The organism is Rhizobium sp. A37_96 (assembly GCF_053521765.1).
In genome coordinates, this window is record NZ_JBNWDS010000002.1 from 278,778 (window position 1) to 298,705 (window position 19,928).

Sequence of the window (19,928 nt, forward strand, 5' to 3'; positions counted from 1 at the left end):
CTCGATACCATGCTTCAGAGTTTCCAGCCGGAGTGAAGCGCAGCGATACCGCCGGTGTAGTTGGTGAAGCTCACGCGCGAGAAGCCGGCCTCGCGGATCATCGTTGCGAAGTCCTGCTGGTTCGGGAACTTACGGATCGATTCCACCAGATACTGGTAGGGCTCGGCGTCGCCTGTGATCGCCTTGCCGAACTTCGGGATAGCGTTGAACGACCAGGAATCGTAGACGCGGTCGAGCAGCGGCAGGTCGACTTCGGAGAATTCGAGCACCAACAGCCGGCCACCCCGCTTGAGAACCCGATAGGCTTCCTTCAGCGCGACGTCGATATGCGGCACGTTGCGTATGCCGAAGGCGATCGTATAGGCGTCGAACGAATTGGCCTCGAAGGGCAGTTCCTCGGCATTGGCCTCGACGAAGGTCAGATTGTCGGAAAGCTTCTTCTTCGCTGCACGCTCGGCGCCGACGGCGAGCATCGAGCCGTTGATGTCGAGCACGGTCGCATGCGCCAGCCGGTTCGAGGCTTCGACGATGCGGAAGGCGATGTCGCCCGTGCCGCCGGCGACATCGAGAGTCTTGTAAGACGGATCCTTGCGCGGATTGAGCGCCGATATCATCGCGTCCTTCCAGGCGCGATGCATGCCCATCGACATGACGTCGTTCATGACGTCGTAGCGCTTGGCGACCTTGTGGAACACCTCGTTGACGAGGCCCTGCTTTTCGCCATCGGCCACTTCGCGGAAGCCATAGGATGTTTCCATGCCGCCATCGGCGGAGGTGCGGCTGTCTGCCATCGGCTCAACTCCGTTACACGACAGCGCCGCGCGTCATAATGTGACGCGCAAAGGTCGCTGTAGCACTTCAAATCCGCTGCGCAATTTTTTCCTTGGATCGTTTCCGATTTCAGGAATTACGCAGTATTCAGCGGCGGACCATAGCGAAATCACGTTTGCCACGCTATCTCATCAGCCAGATCACCAGCCGCAACGCCTTGGGCTATAGCTCAGATCATAAGCGGTTGAAACATAAAGATGGATAGCCATGCCGGAATTACCAGAGGTCGAAACCGTCAAGCGAGGATTGGCGCCTTCCATGGAGGGCGCTGTTCTGAAGGAGCTGGAGCTGCGCCGCAACGATCTGCGCTTCCCGTTCCCGGCCGATTTCGCCCGCATGGCCGCGGGGCGCGGCATCACGTCGCTGTCGCGCCGCGCCAAATACCTGCTGATCGATCTCGACGACGGCATGACGATCGTCTCGCATCTCGGCATGTCCGGTTCGTTCCGGGTCGAGGCCGGTCCGCCGGCGGGAATGCCGGGCGCCTTTCACTATCCTCGCTCGAAGGACGAAAAGCACGATCATGTCGTCTTTCATCTGGCGGCCGCGGGCGGGGACGCGCGCGTCATCTACAATGACCCGCGCCGCTTCGGCTTCATGGATATCGTCAGGCGGGCTGATATGGTCAGCCATCCCTTCTTTCGGGATCTTGGCCCCGAACCCACAGGCAACGAGCTCGACGCCGATTATCTGGCCAGGCGCTTTGCCGGCAAGGCGCAGCCGCTGAAGAGCGCTCTGCTGGATCAGAAGAACATCGCCGGTCTCGGCAACATATATGTTTGCGAGGCGCTGTGGCGCTCGCACCTGTCGCCGCTGCGCGCCGCCGGCACGCTGGTAAGCGATGGCGGCAAGCCGGCGGAGGCGCTGCTGAGACTGGTCGACGCCATACGCGAGGTGATTGCCGATGCGATCGCCGCAGGCGGCTCGTCGCTCCGCGACCATATCCAGACGGATGGCTCGCTCGGTTACTTCCAGCATTCCTTTTCCGTCTACGATCGCGAGGCGCAGCCTTGCGGCACGCCGGGTTGCGGCGGTACGGTCGGTCGCATCGTCCAGGCAGGGCGCTCTTCTTTCTATTGCGCCGCCTGCCAAAACTGATTGAAGGGAGAGAGACAAGTGGCTTACGAAACCCTCATCGTCGAAACACATGGGGCCGTCGCCCTCGTGCGGCTCAACCGGCCTCAGGCGCTGAACGCCCTGAATTCCACCGTGCTGGCCGAACTGAAGCAGGCCTATGCCGCCCTTCACCTCGATGACGCCATCGGCGCGATCGTGCTCACGGGCTCCGAGAAGGCCTTCGCCGCCGGCGCCGATATCAAGGAAATGCAGTCGCTCGATTTCGTCGATGCCTACAAGAATGATTTCTTCGGCGGCTGGGAAGAGATCGCCAAAGCGCGCAAGCCAGTCATCGCCGCGGTCAGCGGCTTTGCCCTCGGGGGTGGCTGCGAGCTGGCGATGATGTGCGATTTCATCATAGCTTCGGAGACGGCGAAGTTCGGCCAGCCGGAAATCACGCTCGGCGTCATTCCGGGCATGGGCGGCTCGCAGCGCCTGACGCGCGCCGTCGGCAAGGCTAAGGCGATGGATCTGGTGCTGACCGGCCGGATGATGGATGCGGCGGAGGCGGAACGTTCCGGCCTTGTGGCGCGCGTCGTGCCGGCCGACAAGCTGCTCGACGAGGCATTGGCCGCCGCCGCCAAGATTGCCTCCCATTCCCGCCCTTCCGTGCTTATGGCGAAGGAGGCGGTGCACCGCGCTCTGGAAACCACGCTCGAAGAAGGGCTGCGCTTCGAGCGCCGCCTGTTTCATAGCCTGTTCGCCACGGAGGATCAGAAGGAAGGCATGGCCGCCTTCGTCGAGAAGCGCAAGCCGTCTTTCAAGAACCGGTGAAGGCCAAGATTCCGGAATTACGCGGGCTTGGAGAGAATCCGCGTTGACGCCGCGGCTCATTCCGGTTATATGCCCGCCACAGTTTGGAAAGCCGCTCTGGTTTTCCGCAATTGCTCCCGCATTGCTGGATGAAGTGGCCGCAGGGCCCGCGCTGCAAAAGCGGAGTTATGTTCGAATTCTAAGAGAGGCATACATGGCCAATACTACCTCGGCGAAAAAAGCGACCCGCAAGATCGTCCGCCGCACCGAAGTCAACAAGGCTCGTCGCTCGCGCGTTCGCACTTTCGTCCGTCAGGTCGAAGAAGCCATCGCATCGGGTAATGCGGATCTTGCAAAGGCAGCTTTCCTCGCCGCACAGCCGGAACTGGCCCGTGCAGCGACCAAGGGCGTGCTTCACGCCAACACCGCTTCCCGCAAGGTTTCGCGCCTTGCCAAGCGTGTGAAGGCCCTTTCGGCCCCGACCGCATAATTTTCTATTAACGATTTAGTCGTTACTCTTAAGCCCGGCCTTGTGCCGGGCTTTTTGGATTCTGCCAAAAAATTGCCGCATTACCAAAAATGGCCGATCGATCATGTCAATGAAGTGACAGAAATATATGTATAAAAACAACGGGTTACGACAGGATATCTCAGCGGTTGGTTATCTGCGAGACGCATTGCCGGCTCACAACTGAGTCAAGGGTTTTTTTATTTTTTTTGTTTTGAAAGCTGTGGGAATCGCGTTCGACGGGAATCTCTTTGATTCAAAAGCGATTCTTTTTTGAAGGCCGTGTGACAGTCAAAAACGGCCTCCGGAGTCAATGGCCGCCTCTTAATTTTGTGTAAAATTCATCGTTGATATCTGCCCTCGATCCTGCCTAAATGCATTTCAACAAGGGGCGCGGATCTCACCTTAAACGGCTTCGGCAAAACACCGTCACTCAAGACGGCGTGGGTGGTTTTGCCTCTTGTGGCGGAGCAGTTCAGCTCCGTTTTTTCAAACAGTTGACGAGTTAAACCCGAAAGCGGCAACGCTTGCGGAGCGAGGAAGCTTGTCTGTCCTTTGCAGCCTAAGCCAATGGCGTGGCTGCGGGGAGGGGAGAAAAATTGACAGCCATCGGGGCAGCCAGTCGGAATACGAGGGCCGACTACTGCTCCAGTTGCAGATGCCAGGACGAAGACTGCTTTGAAGAGCGGTTTTCGCCATAGTGTTTCTGTAAAGCCCGTTGGCCGGGCGTGGCTGATGAACCGGTATGCGGCGCGGCTTGGGACAACGGGCGCGATTGTCATGCTATGGCGAAGAACCTAAGGGCGGTGGCGCAATGCTGCCCCGCTCCATAAGAGACTGCGGAAGGCGGCATTATATGCAGATACATACGAGGACGACGGGTGCGTTGGAGAATGGGGACAATGCGCAGGCGTTCAGTGCGGTTTGCGTAGAAGCGGCGGGGGAAAAGGCTGACGTGGCGCAAAATAATCTTTTCGAGCGCGTTAGCGCGCGCTTGAAGGCCCAGGTTGGCCCCGATGTCTACGCCAGCTGGTTTGCACGGCTCAAGCTTCATTCGGTATCCAAGAGCGTCGTTCGTCTCACGGTGCCGACGACCTTTCTGAAATCCTGGATCAACAATCGCTATCTCGATTTGATCACCGGCCTGTTCCAGGCCGAGGACGCCGAGATTCTGAAAGTTGAAATTCTGGTGCGCACCGCGACCCGGCAGGGCGCGAAGCCATCCACCGACGAGCGGCCCGTGGTGCCGGATCAGGCGGCTGTCGCGCCGATCCGCCGTCCTGCCGCGCAGCCCGCGGGTCAGGCGATCGCCCAGGCCGTGAGTGCGGCTGCGGCCGCGCGTCCGTCGACGGGCGGTACGCCGCTCTTCGGCTCTCCGCTCGATTCCCGCTTCACCTTCGATACCTTCGTCGAAGGCAGCTCGAACCGTGTCGGCCTGGCGGCGGCAAAGACCATTGCCGAAGCCGGCACCGGCGCCGTGCGTTTCAATCCGCTCTTCGTCCATGCGACCGTCGGTCTCGGCAAGACCCACCTTCTGCAGGCGATCGCCAATGCAGCCGTGCAGAACCCGCGCGGCCTGCGTGTCGTCTATCTGACGGCGGAGTATTTCATGTGGCGCTTCGCCACCGCGATCCGCGACAATGATGCGCTGACGCTCAAGGACTCGCTGCGCAACATCGACCTGCTCATCATCGACGACATGCAGTTCCTGCAGGGCAAGATGATCCAGCATGAGTTCTGCCATCTGCTGAACATGCTGCTCGACAGCGCCAAGCAGGTCGTCGTCGCGGCAGATCGGGCTCCGTGGGAGCTGGAATCGCTCGACCCGCGCGTGCGTTCGCGCCTGCAGGGTGGTGTGGCGATCGAGGTCGAGGCCCCCGACTATGAAATGCGCCTTGAAATCCTCAAGCGCCGTCTGGACGCTGCCCGCCAGGACGATCCGTCGCTGGAAATTCCGGCCGAGATCCTCTCGCATGTCGCTCGCAACGTGACGGCAAGCGGACGCGAGCTGGAAGGAGCCTTCAACCAGCTTATCTTCCGTCGCTCCTTCGAGCCGAACCTGACGGTCGAGCGGGTCGATGAATTGCTTGCCCATCTGGTCGGCTCCGGCGAGCCGCGTCGCGTCCGCATCGAAGACATCCAGCGCATCGTGGCGCGCCACTACAATGTTTCGCGCCAGGAACTGGTCTCGAACCGCCGCACCCGCGTCATCGTCAAGCCGCGTCAGATCGCCATGTATCTGTCGAAGACCCTGACGCCGCGTTCCTTCCCGGAAATCGGCCGTCGTTTCGGCGGTCGCGACCACACGACCGTCCTGCATGCGGTGCGCAAGATCGAGGAACTGGTTTCCGGCGACAGCAAGCTGTCGCACGAGATCGAGCTGCTGAAGCGCCTCATCAACGAGTAGGTCGCGCCACCAGCCATATGTTCCACGGCCGGCTTAATCGCCGGCCGTTTCTTTTGTGCGTTCTCCTTCGGCGGATGCTGCGAGCTTCCCGCAATCGATCCGTCGTTGCTGTTTTCTCTGAGAGTACGGGCCGATCTACGTGGGCGGCGTTGTGCGGGACACCTCGGTTAACAGCCAGGCGCGCAAGGCCGCGATCGCCGGCCTTTCCAAGGCGCCCGACGGGTAGACGAGGTGATAGGCAAACGCGCTTGCAAGCCCGATCGGGAAGGGTGCGATGAGCGTGCGGTCCGCCAGTTCCTGCTCGACGAAGGATCGGCGCATCAGGGCAATGCCGAGCCCCGCCTTCATGGCGTGATAGGCGCCCATGCCGTCGGTGAAGACCGGCCCATGCGTGGCATCCACCCGCGTCGCGCCTGCAGCCTGCAGCCAGAGCTCCCAGTCCCGCCGATAGACGTCGTGGATGAGGGTCAGGGCGGCGAGATCGTCGACTGCGGGGGAGGGACCAAGTGAAACAGCCATTTCCGGCGTGCAGATCGGCACATATTCGTCGTCGAGCAGCTTTTCGCTCGCCAGCCCCTCGTAGCCGCCGAGGCCGTGGCGGATGGCGATGTCTATTCCATCCCGCTGGAAATCCATTACGCGATGGGAAGCGCTGATGCGCAGGTCGATATCCGGATGCGCCTCCTCGAAGCGTCGCAATCGCGGCACCAGCCAGTGCGTGGCGAAGCCGGCGGTACACGTCACGGTCAACACCGTATCTTTCGAGCGCATCACCAAAGCCGCCGTCGCCTCGCGAATGAGCCGGAAAGCCGTTCGCATCGTCGCAAAATATTCGGCTCCATCGGCAGTCAGCGCAAGGCTGCGGGGCCGCCGCTCGAAAAGGCGAACGCCGAGCGCGCTTTCGAGGTCGCGGATCTGCAGGCTGATGGCGCCAGGGGTCACATGCAGTTCGTTTCCGGCCAGCGTCATGCTGAGATGCCGGGCCGAGGCTTCGAAGGCGCGGAGCGCTGAGAGAGAAGGCAGCTGATCCATGATGATTGAGTTTATCTAAAGCGTGATCCGAGAAAGACTCGTTTGTCCAAGCCTCGATATTGCGAGAATATTACAGTAATTCGGATGGTTGGCAATGATGTTGCGCCACGCCTTCGATAAGCAAAACTCAATCGGCAAACTGCTGGAGATGATCGTATGTCGCAAAAATCCATGGGCGCAGTCGAATGGAGCATGTTGGTGGGCCTCTCCATTCTGTGGGGCGGCTCCTTCCTGTTCAACGGCATACTGGTGCGCGAACTCCCGCCCTTTACCATCGTCACCGCGCGCGTCGCGCTTGCCGCCGTCGCCCTGCACATCATCGTGCGCGCAACCGGGCACTCCATGCCGAGAGATCGTCAGACCTGGCTTGCTTTCTTCGGCATGGGCTTTCTCAACAATGTTATTCCGTTTCTGCTGATCGTCTGGGGCCAGACCCATATTGCCAGCGGTCTTGCCTCCATCCTCAATGCCACCACGCCGCTCTTTGCCGTCGTCGTCGCCCATTTCCTGACCGAGGATGAGAAGATGACCGGCAATCGCCTGATCGGCGTTATCGTCGGCTTCGCCGGAGTGGCCCTGATGATCGGCCCATCGGTGCTGGCAAGCCTCGGCTCCAATGTGCTGGCGCAGCTCGCCGTGCTGGGCGCCGCCTTCAGCTATTCGCTGGCGGGCATATTTGGCCGTCGCTTCCGCCGCATGGGGCTGGCGCCCATCATTCCCGCCGCCGGTCAGGTAACTGGCTCGGCCATATTGCTCCTGCCGATCGCGCTCTTTGTCGATCGGCCCTGGACGCTGGCAATGCCCTCGAGCGAGACCTGGATGGCGCTGGCGGGCCTGGCAATCCTGTCGACCGCCATCGCCTACGTGCTGTTCTTCCGCATCCTCGCCACCGCCGGCGCCACCAACCTGATGCTGGTGACGTTCCTCATTCCCGTCAGCGCGATCCTGCTCGGCGCGCTCGTTCTCGGCGAGAGCCTGCAGCCGAAGCATTTCATCGGCATGGCACTGATTGCAGTTGGTCTTGCCGCCATCGACGGCCGGTTGCTCGCCTTGGGGAAGCGGCGGGTCGCGGCGCAATAGCGCGCCGGGTCAGCTCAACAGGCGAGATCCGCAACGACGGAATCGAGAACCAGCATTCCCGCCGGCGTGCAGCGCAGGCGGGAATTGCCGATTCGCTCGATGAAACCGTGTTCCAGTAAAAAGGCCTCGCGTTGCGGATCGGGGTCGCGGCCGGAAAGCTGCTGCCAGCGGGCGAGATCCACGCCCTCCCGCAGCCGCAGGCCCATCAGCAGCAATTCATCCGCCTGCTCGTCGAAGCCGAGCATTTCCTGGTCGACCATGCCGTGCCCGTCGCGCTCGACTATCTCGAGCCAGCTCTCCGGCTTGCGTTCGGTGGCCGTCGCCAGCTTCTGCGGGCCGCGCGTCAAGCGACCATGGGCGCCGGGGCCGATCCCGGCATAGTCGCCATAGCGCCAGTAGGTGAGGTTGTGCCGGCTCTCGGCGCCGGGGCGCGCGTGGTTGGAGACCTCGTAGGCCGGCATGCCCTCGCGCTCGGTGATTTCCTGCGTGGCTTCGTAGAGCAGCGCCGATTGGTCTCCATCGGGCACGATCAGCTTGCCGGCCTTATGAAGGCCGTAGAAAGGCGTGCCTTCCTCGATCGTCAGCTGATAGAGCGAGAGATGATCGACCGCATAGGAGATCGCTTGCCTCAGCTCGCGCTCCCATTCCTCGACGGTCTGGTTCGGGCGGGCATAGATGAGATCGAAGGACATGCGCGGGAAGATCTCGCGCGCCAGCCTGATCGCCTTCAGCGCATCGTCGACATTGTGCAGGCGTCCGAGGAATTTCAGGTCGCGGTCGTTCAGCGCCTGCACGCCCATGGATACGCGATTGACGCCGGCGGCGCGATAGCCGCGAAAGCGCTCCGCCTCGACGCTCGACGGATTGGCTTCCATGGTGATCTCGATGCCGTCGGGCACATGCCAGGTCCTGGCAATGCCGTCGAGGACAGCGCCCACCGTTTCCGGCTTCATCAGCGAAGGCGTGCCGCCGCCGAGGAAGACGCTGGTTACCGTCTTCGGGCCGCTGATCATCCGCATCGTTGCCATTTCTTTCAGAAAGGCGGCGGCGAAACGCTCCTGATCGACCGGCTGATGGCGGACGTGGCTGTTGAAATCGCAATAGGGACACTTGGCCGCGCAGAAAGGCCAATGCACATAGACCCCGAAACCGGGTTCTCCGGTATCGGGCAGCAATTGCGCCCCGCGCATCAGGTCCTGCGTATCGACGACTTCCACGGGGTTAGCTTATGCCTCCAGGCAGGTTTCGACAAAGATCTTGAAGGCGCGAGCGCGATGCGAGAGCGCCTGTTGATCGCCGGGCTTCCAGCCATGCTTCTGCTCGGCGCTCATTTCGCCGAAGGTGGTCTCGTATCCCTTGGGCTGGAAGACGGGATCGTAGCCGAAGCCTTGGTCGCCGCGCGGCGGCCAGACGACAGCGCCTTCGACCTCGCCTCGGAAAAGTTCCGTATGCCCATCCGGCCATGCAAGGCAAAGTACGCTGACGAAGCGTGCCGTGCGGCTTTCCGGTGAGGTGGCGCCGGCCTTTTCCAGGGCGGTCTCGACCTTCTGCATGGCCATAGCGAAGTCGCGCGTGCCGTCGGGCGTTTCAGCCCAGTTGGCCGTATAGACGCCGGGATCGCCGCCGAGCGCATCGATCACCAGGCCGGAATCGTCCGAAAGCGCCGGCAGGCCGGATGCGTGTGCGGAGGCCAGCGCCTTGATCGTGGCATTTTCCTCGAAGGTGGTGCCGGTCTCGTCCGGTTCGATGAAATTGAGGTCGGCGGCCGACTTTGCCACGAAGCCAAGGGGACCGATCAGATCCTGTATTTCACGGATCTTGCCGGCGTTGTGGCTGGCGACGACGATGGTCTTGGTATCGAGCTTGCGCATGTGCTGTCCTGTCATAGGCCCCAGATGCGGGGTTCGGCGCATTCCAGGCTGTTGCCGGCCGGATCGCGAAAATAGATCGAGCGGCCGCCGTTCGGCCAATGAAAATCGGCTTCAATATCGACACCGGCGGCCTTCAGCTTCTGCGCCATGGCTTCGATGTCGTTATTATCGATGCGAAAGCAGACGTGACCGTGGCCCTTCGTCCCATGGGGAGGCACCGGCAGGGCGCCCGGTTCGTGCGGCTTGGCGGTTTCCTCGCTATTGAAGATCAAAAGCACGCCCGGCCCGCAGCGATAGAAAACGTGGCGATTGCCGCCGCGCGAGATCTTCTGCAATCCGAGAATGCCCCCATAAAAGGCCTCGACCGCATCGAGATCGTCCGCATAGAGAGCGGTTTCCAGTACGCTTGCGAGGGCCGGATCAGCCATTGCACGATATCCTCAGGCGATGGCCTGCTTCTGCAAATCCACCAGTTCGGCAATGCCGTTCTTGGCGAGGCCCAGGAGCGTGGCGAATTCCTCTTCGCTGAAGGGAGCGCCCTCGGCCGTCCCCTGAATCTCGACGATGCCGCCCTTGCCCGTCATGACGAAGTTGGCGTCGGTTTCGGCCGAGGAATCCTCGATATAGTCGAGGTCGATGACCGGCTGGCTGGCGAAGATGCCGCAGGAAATGGCGGCGATATGGTCCTTCAGCACGCGGTCGACCTTGACCATGTTGCGGCTTTCCATCCACTTCAGGCAATCGTAGAGCGCAATCCAGCCACCGGTGATCGAGGCCGTGCGCGTGCCGCCATCGGCCTGGATGACGTCGCAGTCGACGGTGATCTGCCGCTCGCCCAGCTCCTTGAGATCGACGACGGCGCGCAGCGACCGGCCGATGAGGCGCTGGATTTCCTGCGTGCGGCCGCCCTGCTTGCCGGCGGCTGCTTCGCGCTTCATGCGCTCGCCGGTCGCGCGCGGCAACATGCCGTATTCGGCCGTGACCCAGCCCTTGCCGCTGTTGCGCAGCCACGGCGGGGTCTTGTCTTCCAGGCTTGCCGTGCAGAGCACATGCGTATCGCCGAACTTGACCAGGCACGAGCCTTCCGCATGCTTGGAAAAATTACGCTCGAACGACACCTTGCGCATCTGGTCGGTTTTTCTGCCTGAAGGCCGCATTCCACTCTCCTGAAAGTTCGTTGACCGCTTCTACGACCCACAGGCCGGTTTTGCAAAGGAAAAGCAGGCTGCGGGACGCCGGTGGGGCGATGCCGGCATTTTTCCCTTTTGCCATTGCTAACTGAATGATTATATTTTCGCCAAGGCTCAACGGAATGGATTTGACAGCGAAATGGTATTCACGACGTCGTCGGTTTCGGATGTCATTGCTGCATTGGACGAGCGCTCCAAGGAAGTTTTCCGCCGCATCGTCGAAGGCTATCTCGAAAATGGCGAGCCCCTCGGTTCGCGCAATCTCTCACGCCTGCTGCCCATGTCCTTGTCGCCGGCCTCGGTGCGCAATGTCATGAGCGATCTCGAGGAGCTTGGGCTGATCTATTCTCCCCATGTGAGCGCCGGCCGATTGCCGACCCAGGTGGGTCTGCGCTTTTTCGTCGATGCCTTCATGCAGGTCGGCGATCTCTCCGCCGAGGATCGGGCCAACATCGACCGGCAGGTGCGCGGCAGCAATCGCGACCAGCCGATGGAATCGATGATGTCGGAGGCGAGCCGCGTGCTGTCGGGCGTTTCGCGCGGCGCGGGCCTGGTGATCACGTCCAAGAACGACCCGGTGCTGAAGCATGTGGAATTCATTCGCCTGGAGCCCACAAAGGCGCTTGCCGTGCTCGTTGGCGATCACGATCAGGTCGAAAACCGCATCATCGAGTTGCCGGCCGGCACGACGTCGTCGCAGCTGACGGAGGCCGCCAACTTTCTCAACGCCCACATGACCGGGCAGACGCTGCCGGAACTGCGGCGACAGCTGCAGACCCTCAAGGAAAGCGTGCGCCAGGAGCTGGATAGTCTTTCTCATGAGCTGGTCGAGCGCGGTGTGGCCGTCTGGTCCGGCGGCAATGACGACGGCAAGCCGACACAGCTGATCGTGCGCGGCCACTCCAACCTCCTGGCCGAAATCGCCGGCGCCGAGGATCTGGATCGCCTGCGCCTGCTCTTCGACGACCTCGAGAAGAAGGACAGCCTCATCGAGATCCTCAATCTCGCTGAAAGCGGCCCGGGCGTGCGCATCTTCATCGGGTCGGAGAACAAGCTCTTCTCGCTGTCCGGGTCTTCGCTCATCGTTGCGCCCTATCGTGACGAAAACGATCGCATCGTCGGGGCCGTCGGCGTCATCGGCCCGACGCGGCTGAACTATGCGCGCATCGTGCCCATGGTCGACTATACGGCGCAGCTGATTTCGCGCCTGTCGCGGCCAGGGCTGTGACGCGCATGGGCAAATTCGCGTGACGATGATGGCGATAGCTGCGAAATGCCGGGAATTGGCCGTTCTTGTCGACAAAGCCTTGATTTTTTCCGGCCAAACCTCGATATCGGGCACATCCAAAGACCAAGCAATTCGGAGACCGTCATGACCGACGAAACAACAAAAAACGGACCTGACGCCACGGCGGCCGACATCTCGGCGGATTTCGCACAGGACGCAGCGGAAACCATTGATACGGCCGAGCCGTCTCAGCCTGATCCGGTTGAGCTGCTGAAGGCCGAGAACGGCGAACTGCGCGATCGCTATCTTCGCCTCGCCGCCGAGATGGACAACCTTCGCCGCCGCACGGAGCGCGATGTGAAGGATGCCAAGTCCTATTCCGTGGCAAGCTTCGCCCGCGACATGCTCTCGGTGGCAGACAACCTGCGCCGGACGCTGGATGCCATTCCGGCCGACGCGCTCGCCAATGCCGATGCCGGCCTGAAGACGCTGATCGAAGGCGTCGAGATGACCGAGCGTTCCATGCTCTCGGCCCTGGAGCGCCATGGCGTGCGCCAGCTCGAGCCGGTCGGGCAGAAGTTCGATCCCAATTTCCACCAGGCCATGTTCGAAGTGCCCAATCCCGATGTGCCGAACAACACGGTCGTCCAGGTCGTCCAGGCCGGTTTCGTCATCGGCGACCGCGTCCTGCGGCCGGCCATGGTCGGCGTTGCCAAGGGTGGACCGAAGATCGTCGAAAATGCCGAGCAGGGCGTCAACAGCCCGCTCGACGAAAAGGACGCCTGATCTTTCGTCCTGATGATCTTTTCGTCCGGAATGGGCAAAGACAAAGAAATGCGGCGGTTCGGGAATTCCATGAAGAGCTGAACCGCTGTCGCAGCAAAAGAAAAGAGCCGGATGATGTCAGATCATCCGGCTCTTATTTTTGCCTTGGTCCGATGCGATCCAATTCGTCAGGCGGCGTTGGATGCCTGTTCCTCATTGAGGAACGCGTAAATGGCGGAGGCGGAATCTGTGGCGCGCAGTTTGGCGACCAGATCCTGGTCGCGCAGAACGCGGGCAATACGCGACAACGCCTTCAGGTGGTCAGCGCCGGCGCCCTCGGGCGCGAGCAGCAAGAAGACGAGATCGACAGGCTGATCGTCCAGGGCTTCGAAATCGACAGGCGCTTCAAGGCGCGCGAAAATGCCGGCGATGGACTTGATGCTGGCGAGTTTGCCGTGCGGAATGGCTATGCCGTTGCCGACGCCGGTCGAGCCCAGGCGCTCGCGCTGCAATACGACATCGAAGATTTCTCGCTCCGGCAGTCCAGTCAGTTTGGAGGCTTTGGCGGCCAGCTCCTGAAGCAGTTGTTTTTTGGAATTTGCCTTCAAGGCGGGGATGATCGCATCTTGCTGTAGCAAATCTGCCAATGCCATTCTCTTTATCCTTCGTGTCGCCGAGAACCGATGACGAGCAAGCGGCGGCCGGCCGCCACTGGGCGCAGCCGCCGCTTATCTTCTATTCTCAGCCTTTGATATTGGCCGCGTCGATCCAGCCAATGTTACCGTCCTGACGACGGTAGACGATGTTCAAGTGGTCTTTGCCCGGGCTGCGGAAGAGCAGCAGCGGCTCGTCGGTCATGTCGAGCGCCATGACGGCAGTCGCAACCGACATGGTCTTCAATTGCTTCGTGCTCTCGGCGACGATTGCCGGTGCGAAATCGGCAGGAACCTCGTCTTCGTCATCGGGAACACCATCCATGACGGTGTAGGCGACTTCGGCGTGGCCATTCGTGTGATTGCCGGCTTGATGGTCCTTGAGTTTGCGCTTGTAGCGGCGCAGGCGCTTTTCGATGCGTTCGGATGCCGCGTCGAAAGCAAGCTGCGGGTCCATGGCTTCCCCGGCGGCATGCAACACCACGCCACTGTCGAGATGAAGCTTGCAATCGGCCGCGAAACGCGAGCTGGATTTCTGCACAATCACCTGGCCCGAATACCCCCCGTCGAAGTATTTCGTCACGGCCATACCGATCTGGTCTTCAATCCGCTGGCGGAAGGAGTCACCAATTTCCATATGTTTACCGGAGACACGCACACTCATGGAGTTTCCCTTCTTGTAGTGGTTATTGCGCGTATCAGTTTACGCCAAGCCTCAAGCTCATCCAAGCACTTCGCGCAGTCAAAGGCAAATTGCGTATATGGACCGCCTTTTGGATGGTGGGGATAAGTTTCATGGTCGTGCTGTCCTGCAGCGATTGCGGCGGGCTTCTAGCCTTGCCACATGGGAAAGTCAACTGCGTCTTAACGGACTGTTAGGAGTTCGGCAGCCTGCGGTTGAAAATGGACGACCGTCAGAAGCCGGAGACTTTGGCCAGGGCGCGCTTCTCCCGCCGCCGCTGCACGGAGGAGGGGATGTTCATGGCCTCGCGGTATTTTGCAACCGTGCGGCGAGCAAGCTCGATGCCGCCCTTCTTCAGCGTATCGACGATATCGTCGTCGGAGAGCACCGCATCCGGGCTCTCATTCGAGATCAGCAGGCGGATCCTGTGGCGCACGGCTTCCGCAGAATGGCCGTCGCCGCCTTCGACCGCGCTGATCGAAACGGTGAAGAAATATTTGAGCTCGAACAGGCCGCGCGGCGTCAGCATGTACTTGTTGGAGGTCACGCGGCTGACCGTGGACTCGTGCATCTTGATGGCGTCCGCCACGGTTTTCAGGTTGAGCGGGCGCAGATGATCGACCCCGTGCACCAGGAACGCATCCTGCTGGCGTACGATCTCGCTTGCCACCTTCATGATGGTCTTGGCGCGCTGGTCCAGGCTGCGGGTCAGCCAGTTGGCGTTCTGCAGGCACTCCGACAGGAAGGCATGGTCCTGGCTGGTCTTGGAAACGGACGCGAAATAGGACTGGCTGACGAGCACGCGCGGCAACGCATCGGGATTGAGCTCCACAAGCCAGCTCCCGTCCGAAGACGGGCGCACAACGATATCGGGCATGATGGCCTCGGATATGTCGGTCTCGAAGCCGCTGCCCGGCTTGGGATTGAGCTGGCGGATTTCCGCCATCATGTCGAGCAGATCCTCTTCGTCGACGCCGCAGAGCCGCTTCAGCGTCGCGAAATCGCGCCGCCCGAGCAGCTCCAGGTTCTGGATCAGTCGCTCCATGGCCGGGTCGAACCGGTCTTTCTGCCGGAGCTGGATCGCCAGGCACTCGCTGAGAGAGCGGGCGAAGACGCCGGCCGGGTCGAGCTGCTGCAAGGTATCCAGCACGCGTTCCACATCCGCCAAAGTCGTGCCGAGACGCTCGGCGGTCTCGTTCAGGTCGGAGCGCAGGTAGCCGGCATCGTCGAGCTGGTCGACGAGGTGCTGGCCGATCAGCCGGTCGCCCAACGCGGTAAGCGAGAAGGGAATCTGCTCGTTGAGATGATCGCGCAGCGATACCTGGCCGGCGACGAAATCGTCCAGATCGTAGCTCTCGCCGGCTTCGCCGCCGGGCATGGATTTCCACTGGCTCAGCAGTTCGGGCGCATCGGCGCGCTGCGGGCTGCCGTCATCGGGAAAGACGTCGCTGAAATTGGTATCGAGCTCGTCGCTCAGTCGATTGGCGTTGCCGGTATTGTCGCTTTCGTACCAGTCGCTCGCCAGATCTCCGGCATTGCGTTCGGAGCCGTCGTCGCCATGCGTCTCTTCCGGGGCTTCGAAGCGTTCGTCCCTTGTGTCGCGATCGCCGTTGCTGCCTATATCGTCGTCATTTGACGCAAATTCCAGCAGCGGGTTCTTCTCGACTTCCTGTGCGATGAATTGCGTGAGTTCAAAATGGGTCATCTGCAGCAACTGGATGGATTGCATCAGTTGCGGTGTCATCACCAGGCTCTGGCTTTGGCGCAGGAAAAGATTGGCCGATAATGCCATGGCGGACGCGGGACTCCCCTTGAACCTCGGGAATCCGCGCTTCTAATCCATAAAATCTTCGCGAAATTCCAACTGGCCCAAAAATTGCTTTTTTATCGGATTTGGTCAAGCGGAACTGTGAAGCAAAAGTAGAATTCGGGCCTGGCCCGGCATCCGGTAATATTGGCAGGCAAGGCACTGGAATTTCAGCCTGTCAGAGGCTGAAATTGTCGCCCAGATACAGCTTGCGTACTTCGGGATTGCTGACGATATCGTTCGCCCGCCCGTGGGTCAGCACCTCGCCCGCGTGGATGATGTAGGCGCGGTCGATGAGGCCGAGCGTCTCGCGAACATTGTGGTCCGTGATCAGCACGCCGATGCCGCGTGCCGTCAGGTGATGCACGAGGTTCTGAATGTCGGCGACCGAGATCGGGTCGACGCCCGCGAAGGGTTCGTCGAGCAGCATGAAGGTCGGGTCGGTCGCCAGCGCGCGGGCGATTTCGAGACGCCGCCGCTCGCCGCCCGAGAGCGCGATCGCCGGCACGGTGCGCAGATTGCGAATGTGGAATTCCTCCAGCAATTCGTCGATCTTGCGCTCCCGCTTGGTCTTGTCCTTTTCATGGACTTCGAGCACGGCGCGGATGTTTTCTTCCACCGTCAGGCCGCGGAAGATCGAGGCTTCCTGCGGCAGATAGCCGACGCCGAGCCGCGCGCGGCGGTACATCGGCATCGTCGTGACATTGTTGCCGTCGATCTCGATCGTGCCTTCATCGACGGGCACCAGCCCGGTGATCATGTAGAAACAGGTTGTCTTGCCCGCGCCGTTCGGCCCGAGCAAGCCCACCGCTTCGCCGCGCCGCACCACCAGCGAAACGCCGTTGACGACGCGCCGCCTGCCGTAGGTCTTGGTGAGACCGCGCGCGATCAGGGTGCCCTTATAGCGTGTCTTATCCGTGGCCGGTGCGCCCGATGCCGTGGAAGACGGCCCGGGCATGCCGGGCAAAGTGGAGGTGGTCGATGTCGTCACGAGGGGGCCGGTATCAATTCTTCTTTTGTTGTTGTTGCTGCACTTGCTGCGACTTCGGATCGAGCTGGATCTGGACGCGACCGCCACAGGAGTCCAGCTGCGCTTCGCCCGTTGCCATGTGCACGGTGAGCTGGCAGCCCGTGAAGACGTTCGGTCCATCGGTCAGAACGACCTTCTTGCCCTTGAGGATCGCAAGCTGGTTGGCCATGTCGAAGGAGCCGTCCTCGGCTGTCGCCGTCTGTGTGCCGGACACCAGATAAACCTTGTCGGTGACCAGAATGTGGTCGATGTTGGCATCGCCCGACACCAGCGACTGGTTCTGCTCCTTGGCGGCCTTGGCGACCGGATTGTCGGCCTGCTTTGCGTCGGCTGGCTGCTTCTTCTTATAGAAGACAGTCATCTTTCCCGCCTGCATCGTCGTAGTCCCCTGGACCACCTTGACGTTGCCGGTGAACACTGCCTGGCTTTCCTGATCGTGGATTTCGAGCTTGTCGCTTTCGATCTGGATCGGCTGATCGCTGGACAGGGCAAGGCCAGGCATGGAGCTGGTCGTCGATTGCGCGCCTGCATCCGCTGCCGCGAAGAAGGCGAGTGCGCTGAAAGCACAGAGAAGGCCGGCCTTGCGCGCGCCGGAGTGGAAAATTGAATTTGACCAATACTTTATCATGAACCGCCCGGCTTTTGTTGGCTAGCTGAATTATGGATTGCGGAAGGCTCGATATGCATCCGCACCTCCCCGTCGAATTCGATTACGCTCCCCTTATCCGTCATCTTGAGTGAACGCGCAACAACCGACATGCCACCTCGATAGATTGCAACCTGATCCTGGCTGGAAAGGTCGCCCTTCTTCACGTCGAGGAAGGCGGTCTTGAACTCGGCGCGCAGGCCGTTGTCCATCTGGATGGTGAAGGGCTCGGTGAGCTTGAGCGTATCGGCCTGGCGATCGAAATCCGCGCTCTGGGCCGTTACGTGGGCGATCACGTCGGTATTCACAGGCATGGATGCCTTGATGGTCTTGAGCGTGATCATGTTCGGGTTCTTGATGTCCTGCAGCGCCTTTTCGGCGAGAAGGGAGTAATTGATGCCTTCCTTGTTGCGGCCGGCAATGGCAGGGCGCTCCATGACCACCTTGCCGTCCTCGATCTTGGCACCCTCGATCTGTATTTCCTCGGGCAGATAGGCACGCACGACCGAGACAGCGATAAAGATGAGCGAGACGATGAAGGCGGCAAGCGGCAGCAGCACCTTCAGCCGCTTCACGCGGGCTGAATGAAAGGTCGCTTCTTTGTATATATTCCGTTCCGGCACCGAGCGGATTGCCTCGCCGGGAGTCTCGATCGTATTCAGCATGCAACAGGTCCGTCTTTCATGATCCGGAGAACCGCATTCACGCTATGCGAGGCTGTGCCAAAAAGCCTGTCGGATCGTTTCGCATTATTGCACTGGCTTGCCAATATGGATTTTTTTCTGCGGCTCAGGAATTTTGGCAGAAAAATATGGCATAAGCCGGTTTCATCGGGACTGGCGATGTCCTATCTGATGAACCGGCAGCGCGGTGTCACGCCGAGGACATCGAAAACGGGAAGAGCTTTTCTCTATGATTTGTGCCAGTTTCAAGATGTCATCTTCCGATTTGTTGCGCATTCGGTTTGTTGCAGGGAGAAATAAGGCGTGATGGACAGTTCTGCAATCGCGGACCGGCGACAAATGCGCCGAAAGCTTGGTTTCTGGCGTATTGTTGCCGTTTTGCTCCTTGTGGCGCTCGGTTTTGCGCTCTACCGCTTCATCGCGGCCGACCTGCCGGATGCGCGAGGTCCGCAAATTGCGCGCGTCACGATTTCCGGACTCATCCAGGATGATCCGGAACTTCTGGAGCGGTTGAAGAAGATCCGCGACAATGACCAGGTCAAGGCATTGATCGTTTCCATCTCGTCGACGGGCGGGACGACCTATGGTGGCGAGCGCATCTTCAAGGCGATCCGAGCCGTCGCGGCCAAGAAGCCCGTGGTATCGGACATCCGCACCGTCGCTGCCTCGGCCGGCTACATGATCGCCGCGGCCGGCGACAATATCGTTGCGGGCGATACCTCCATCACGGGGTCGATCGGCGTCATCTTCCAGTATCCGCAGGTCAAGGATCTGCTCGACAAGGTCGGCGTTTCGCTCGACGAGATCAAATCGGCGCCGCTGAAGGCCGAACCCTCGCCCTTTCATCCGGCGAGCGAAGACGCCAAGAACATGATCCGCAATATGGTCATGGACAGCTATGCCTGGTTTGTCGATCTGGTGGCGGATCGCCGCAAGCTGCCGCGCGACGAGGTGTTGAAGCTCGCCGACGGCAGCATCTTCACCGGCCGTCAGGCGCTTCAGAACAAGCTGATCGATACGCTTGGCGGCGAAGATGAAATTCTCGCCTATCTCGAAACGCGAAAGGTCAAGAAGGATCTGCCGATCGTCGACTGGAAGCCGCAGGACAAAACCTCATCCTTCTTTTGGCCGGGTGCTGCTTCCTGGTTGCTAAATCGTTTCGGTTATGATGATTTTATAAAAGGAGCGAGTCTCCAGAAAATCATGACCGATAAGTTGTTTCTTGACGGCCTGCTTTCTGTTTGGCAGGGTGCAGCCAATTGATAAATCAATGATTTAAGGGGATAGCCGTGATCAAGTCGGAATTGGTGCAGATTGTCGCCGCCCGCAACCCGCATCTCTATCACCGTGACGTCGAAAATATCGTCAACGCTGTCCTCGATGAGATCACCGATGCGCTTGCCGCCGGAAACCGGGTTGAACTTCGCGGCTTCGGCGCGTTCTCCGTCAAGAACCGGCCTTCGCGCTCCGGTCGCAATCCGCGCACCGGCGATACGGTCTTCGTCGAGGAAAAGTGGGTGCCCTTCTTCAAGACGGGCAAGGAGCTTCGCGAGCGCCTGAATCCGGGCGCAGGCGACGAGGAAGACGACAACTGATCGGCCTGATCGAGCCGTCCTTTTTCCGAAAATGCCGCGACGGGATGCCGT

At 60.6% G+C, this 19,928-nt stretch carries 21 protein-coding genes; 9 read left to right on the top strand and 12 right to left on the bottom strand.

Annotated features, from left to right (window positions below):
• Window positions 1-14: 14 nt before the first annotated feature.
• Window positions 15-791, bottom strand: coding sequence for a bifunctional demethylmenaquinone methyltransferase/2-methoxy-6-polyprenyl-1,4-benzoquinol methylase UbiE (gene ubiE / locus ACQZ6J_RS07805; protein WP_163984897.1), 777 nt, complete (start codon window positions 789-791; stop codon window positions 15-17).
• Window positions 792-1,038: 247 nt separating this feature from the next.
• Between ubiE and mutM the strand changes: the two genes are divergently transcribed.
• The 4 genes from mutM to dnaA all read left to right on the top strand — a co-directional run bounded on the left by mutM (window position 1,039) and on the right by dnaA (window position 5,615).
• Complete coding sequence (mutM, locus tag ACQZ6J_RS07810) at window positions 1,039-1,929, top strand: bifunctional DNA-formamidopyrimidine glycosylase/DNA-(apurinic or apyrimidinic site) lyase (RefSeq protein ID WP_449083192.1); 891 nt, start codon at window positions 1,039-1,041, stop codon at window positions 1,927-1,929.
• A gap of 18 nt (window positions 1,930-1,947) precedes the next feature.
• On the top strand, window positions 1,948-2,721 hold the full coding sequence (locus ACQZ6J_RS07815; RefSeq protein ID WP_449083194.1) for an enoyl-CoA hydratase: 774 nt from the start codon (window positions 1,948-1,950) through the stop codon (window positions 2,719-2,721).
• Window positions 2,722-2,914: 193 nt separating this feature from the next.
• Window positions 2,915-3,190: a 30S ribosomal protein S20 gene (rpsT, locus tag ACQZ6J_RS07820; RefSeq protein WP_163984894.1), complete on the top strand. Its 276-nt coding sequence runs from the start codon at window positions 2,915-2,917 to the stop codon at window positions 3,188-3,190.
• An 874-nt stretch (window positions 3,191-4,064) separates the two neighbouring features.
• Window positions 4,065-5,615: a chromosomal replication initiator protein DnaA gene (gene dnaA / locus ACQZ6J_RS07825; RefSeq protein ID WP_163984893.1), complete on the top strand. Its 1,551-nt coding sequence runs from the start codon at window positions 4,065-4,067 to the stop codon at window positions 5,613-5,615.
• Window positions 5,616-5,750: 135 nt separating this feature from the next.
• Here the strand turns inward: dnaA and gcvA are convergent, their stop codons facing one another.
• The gene (gene gcvA, locus ACQZ6J_RS07830) at window positions 5,751-6,647 is read right to left on the bottom strand and encodes a transcriptional regulator GcvA (RefSeq protein WP_449083197.1); all 897 of its coding nucleotides are present in this window, start codon (window positions 6,645-6,647) and stop codon (window positions 5,751-5,753) included.
• Window positions 6,648-6,803: 156 nt separating this feature from the next.
• Here gcvA and ACQZ6J_RS07835 point away from each other — a divergent pair, with 156 nt between their 5' ends.
• Entirely contained in the window at window positions 6,804-7,727 is a 924-nt protein-coding gene (locus ACQZ6J_RS07835; RefSeq protein WP_449083199.1) for a DMT family transporter, read from the top strand.
• Window positions 7,728-7,741: 14 nt separating this feature from the next.
• Here the strand turns inward: ACQZ6J_RS07835 and hemW are convergent, their stop codons facing one another.
• Genes hemW through rph form a run of 4 tightly spaced genes read right to left on the bottom strand, consistent with a single transcriptional unit; the run spans window position 7,742 to window position 10,755 of the window.
• The gene (gene hemW, locus ACQZ6J_RS07840) at window positions 7,742-8,917 is read right to left on the bottom strand and encodes a radical SAM family heme chaperone HemW (RefSeq protein ID WP_449084150.1); all 1,176 of its coding nucleotides are present in this window, start codon (window positions 8,915-8,917) and stop codon (window positions 7,742-7,744) included.
• Window positions 8,918-8,953: 36 nt separating this feature from the next.
• Entirely contained in the window at window positions 8,954-9,598 is a 645-nt protein-coding gene (rdgB, locus tag ACQZ6J_RS07845; protein WP_449083201.1) for an RdgB/HAM1 family non-canonical purine NTP pyrophosphatase, read from the bottom strand.
• Between the two features lie 11 nt (window positions 9,599-9,609).
• Window positions 9,610-10,026 (bottom strand): VOC family protein, encoded by a 417-nt coding sequence (locus ACQZ6J_RS07850; RefSeq protein WP_449083203.1) that lies wholly within the window; start codon window positions 10,024-10,026, stop codon window positions 9,610-9,612.
• Window positions 10,027-10,038: 12 nt separating this feature from the next.
• On the bottom strand, window positions 10,039-10,755 hold the full coding sequence (gene rph, locus ACQZ6J_RS07855; protein ID WP_163984889.1) for a ribonuclease PH: 717 nt from the start codon (window positions 10,753-10,755) through the stop codon (window positions 10,039-10,041).
• Between the two features lie 172 nt (window positions 10,756-10,927).
• Here rph and hrcA point away from each other — a divergent pair, with 172 nt between their 5' ends.
• A complete protein-coding gene (hrcA, locus tag ACQZ6J_RS07860; RefSeq protein ID WP_163984888.1) occupies window positions 10,928-12,016 on the top strand; it encodes a heat-inducible transcriptional repressor HrcA in 1,089 nt (362 codons plus the stop codon).
• A 144-nt stretch (window positions 12,017-12,160) separates the two neighbouring features.
• Window positions 12,161-12,802 carry a nucleotide exchange factor GrpE gene (gene grpE, locus ACQZ6J_RS07865; RefSeq protein ID WP_449083206.1) on the top strand — a complete coding sequence of 214 codons (642 nt, stop codon included), beginning with the start codon at window positions 12,161-12,163 and terminating at the stop codon, window positions 12,800-12,802.
• Between the two features lie 167 nt (window positions 12,803-12,969).
• Here the strand turns inward: grpE and ptsN are convergent, their stop codons facing one another.
• The 6 genes from ptsN to lptC all read right to left on the bottom strand — a co-directional run bounded on the left by ptsN (window position 12,970) and on the right by lptC (window position 18,264).
• Window positions 12,970-13,434, bottom strand: coding sequence for a PTS IIA-like nitrogen regulatory protein PtsN (gene ptsN / locus ACQZ6J_RS07870; RefSeq protein ID WP_015338601.1), 465 nt, complete (start codon window positions 13,432-13,434; stop codon window positions 12,970-12,972).
• Between the two features lie 88 nt (window positions 13,435-13,522).
• Complete coding sequence (hpf, locus tag ACQZ6J_RS07875) at window positions 13,523-14,098, bottom strand: ribosome hibernation-promoting factor, HPF/YfiA family (protein WP_163984886.1); 576 nt, start codon at window positions 14,096-14,098, stop codon at window positions 13,523-13,525.
• Window positions 14,099-14,348: 250 nt separating this feature from the next.
• Window positions 14,349-15,908, bottom strand: coding sequence for an RNA polymerase factor sigma-54 (gene rpoN / locus ACQZ6J_RS07880; RefSeq protein ID WP_449083209.1), 1,560 nt, complete (start codon window positions 15,906-15,908; stop codon window positions 14,349-14,351).
• 193 nt (window positions 15,909-16,101) lie between these two features.
• Window positions 16,102-16,881, bottom strand: a complete 780-nt coding sequence (lptB, locus tag ACQZ6J_RS07885; protein WP_163985167.1) for an LPS export ABC transporter ATP-binding protein — start codon at window positions 16,879-16,881, stop codon at window positions 16,102-16,104.
• A 46-nt stretch (window positions 16,882-16,927) separates the two neighbouring features.
• Window positions 16,928-17,581 carry an LptA/OstA family protein gene (locus ACQZ6J_RS07890; RefSeq protein ID WP_449083211.1) on the bottom strand — a complete coding sequence of 218 codons (654 nt, stop codon included), beginning with the start codon at window positions 17,579-17,581 and terminating at the stop codon, window positions 16,928-16,930.
• Entirely contained in the window at window positions 17,578-18,264 is a 687-nt protein-coding gene (lptC, locus tag ACQZ6J_RS07895; RefSeq protein WP_163984883.1) for an LPS export ABC transporter periplasmic protein LptC, read from the bottom strand. The genes ACQZ6J_RS07890 and lptC overlap by 4 nt, the downstream gene beginning before the upstream one ends.
• A 324-nt stretch (window positions 18,265-18,588) precedes the next feature.
• On the opposite strand from lptC, the gene sppA reads away from it, so the two are divergent.
• On the top strand, window positions 18,589-19,545 hold the full coding sequence (sppA, locus tag ACQZ6J_RS07900) for a signal peptide peptidase SppA (RefSeq protein WP_449083213.1): 957 nt from the start codon (window positions 18,589-18,591) through the stop codon (window positions 19,543-19,545).
• A gap of 26 nt (window positions 19,546-19,571) precedes the next feature.
• Complete coding sequence (locus ACQZ6J_RS07905; protein ID WP_004120746.1) at window positions 19,572-19,877, top strand: integration host factor subunit beta; 306 nt, start codon at window positions 19,572-19,574, stop codon at window positions 19,875-19,877.
• Window positions 19,878-19,928 lie beyond the last annotated feature (51 nt).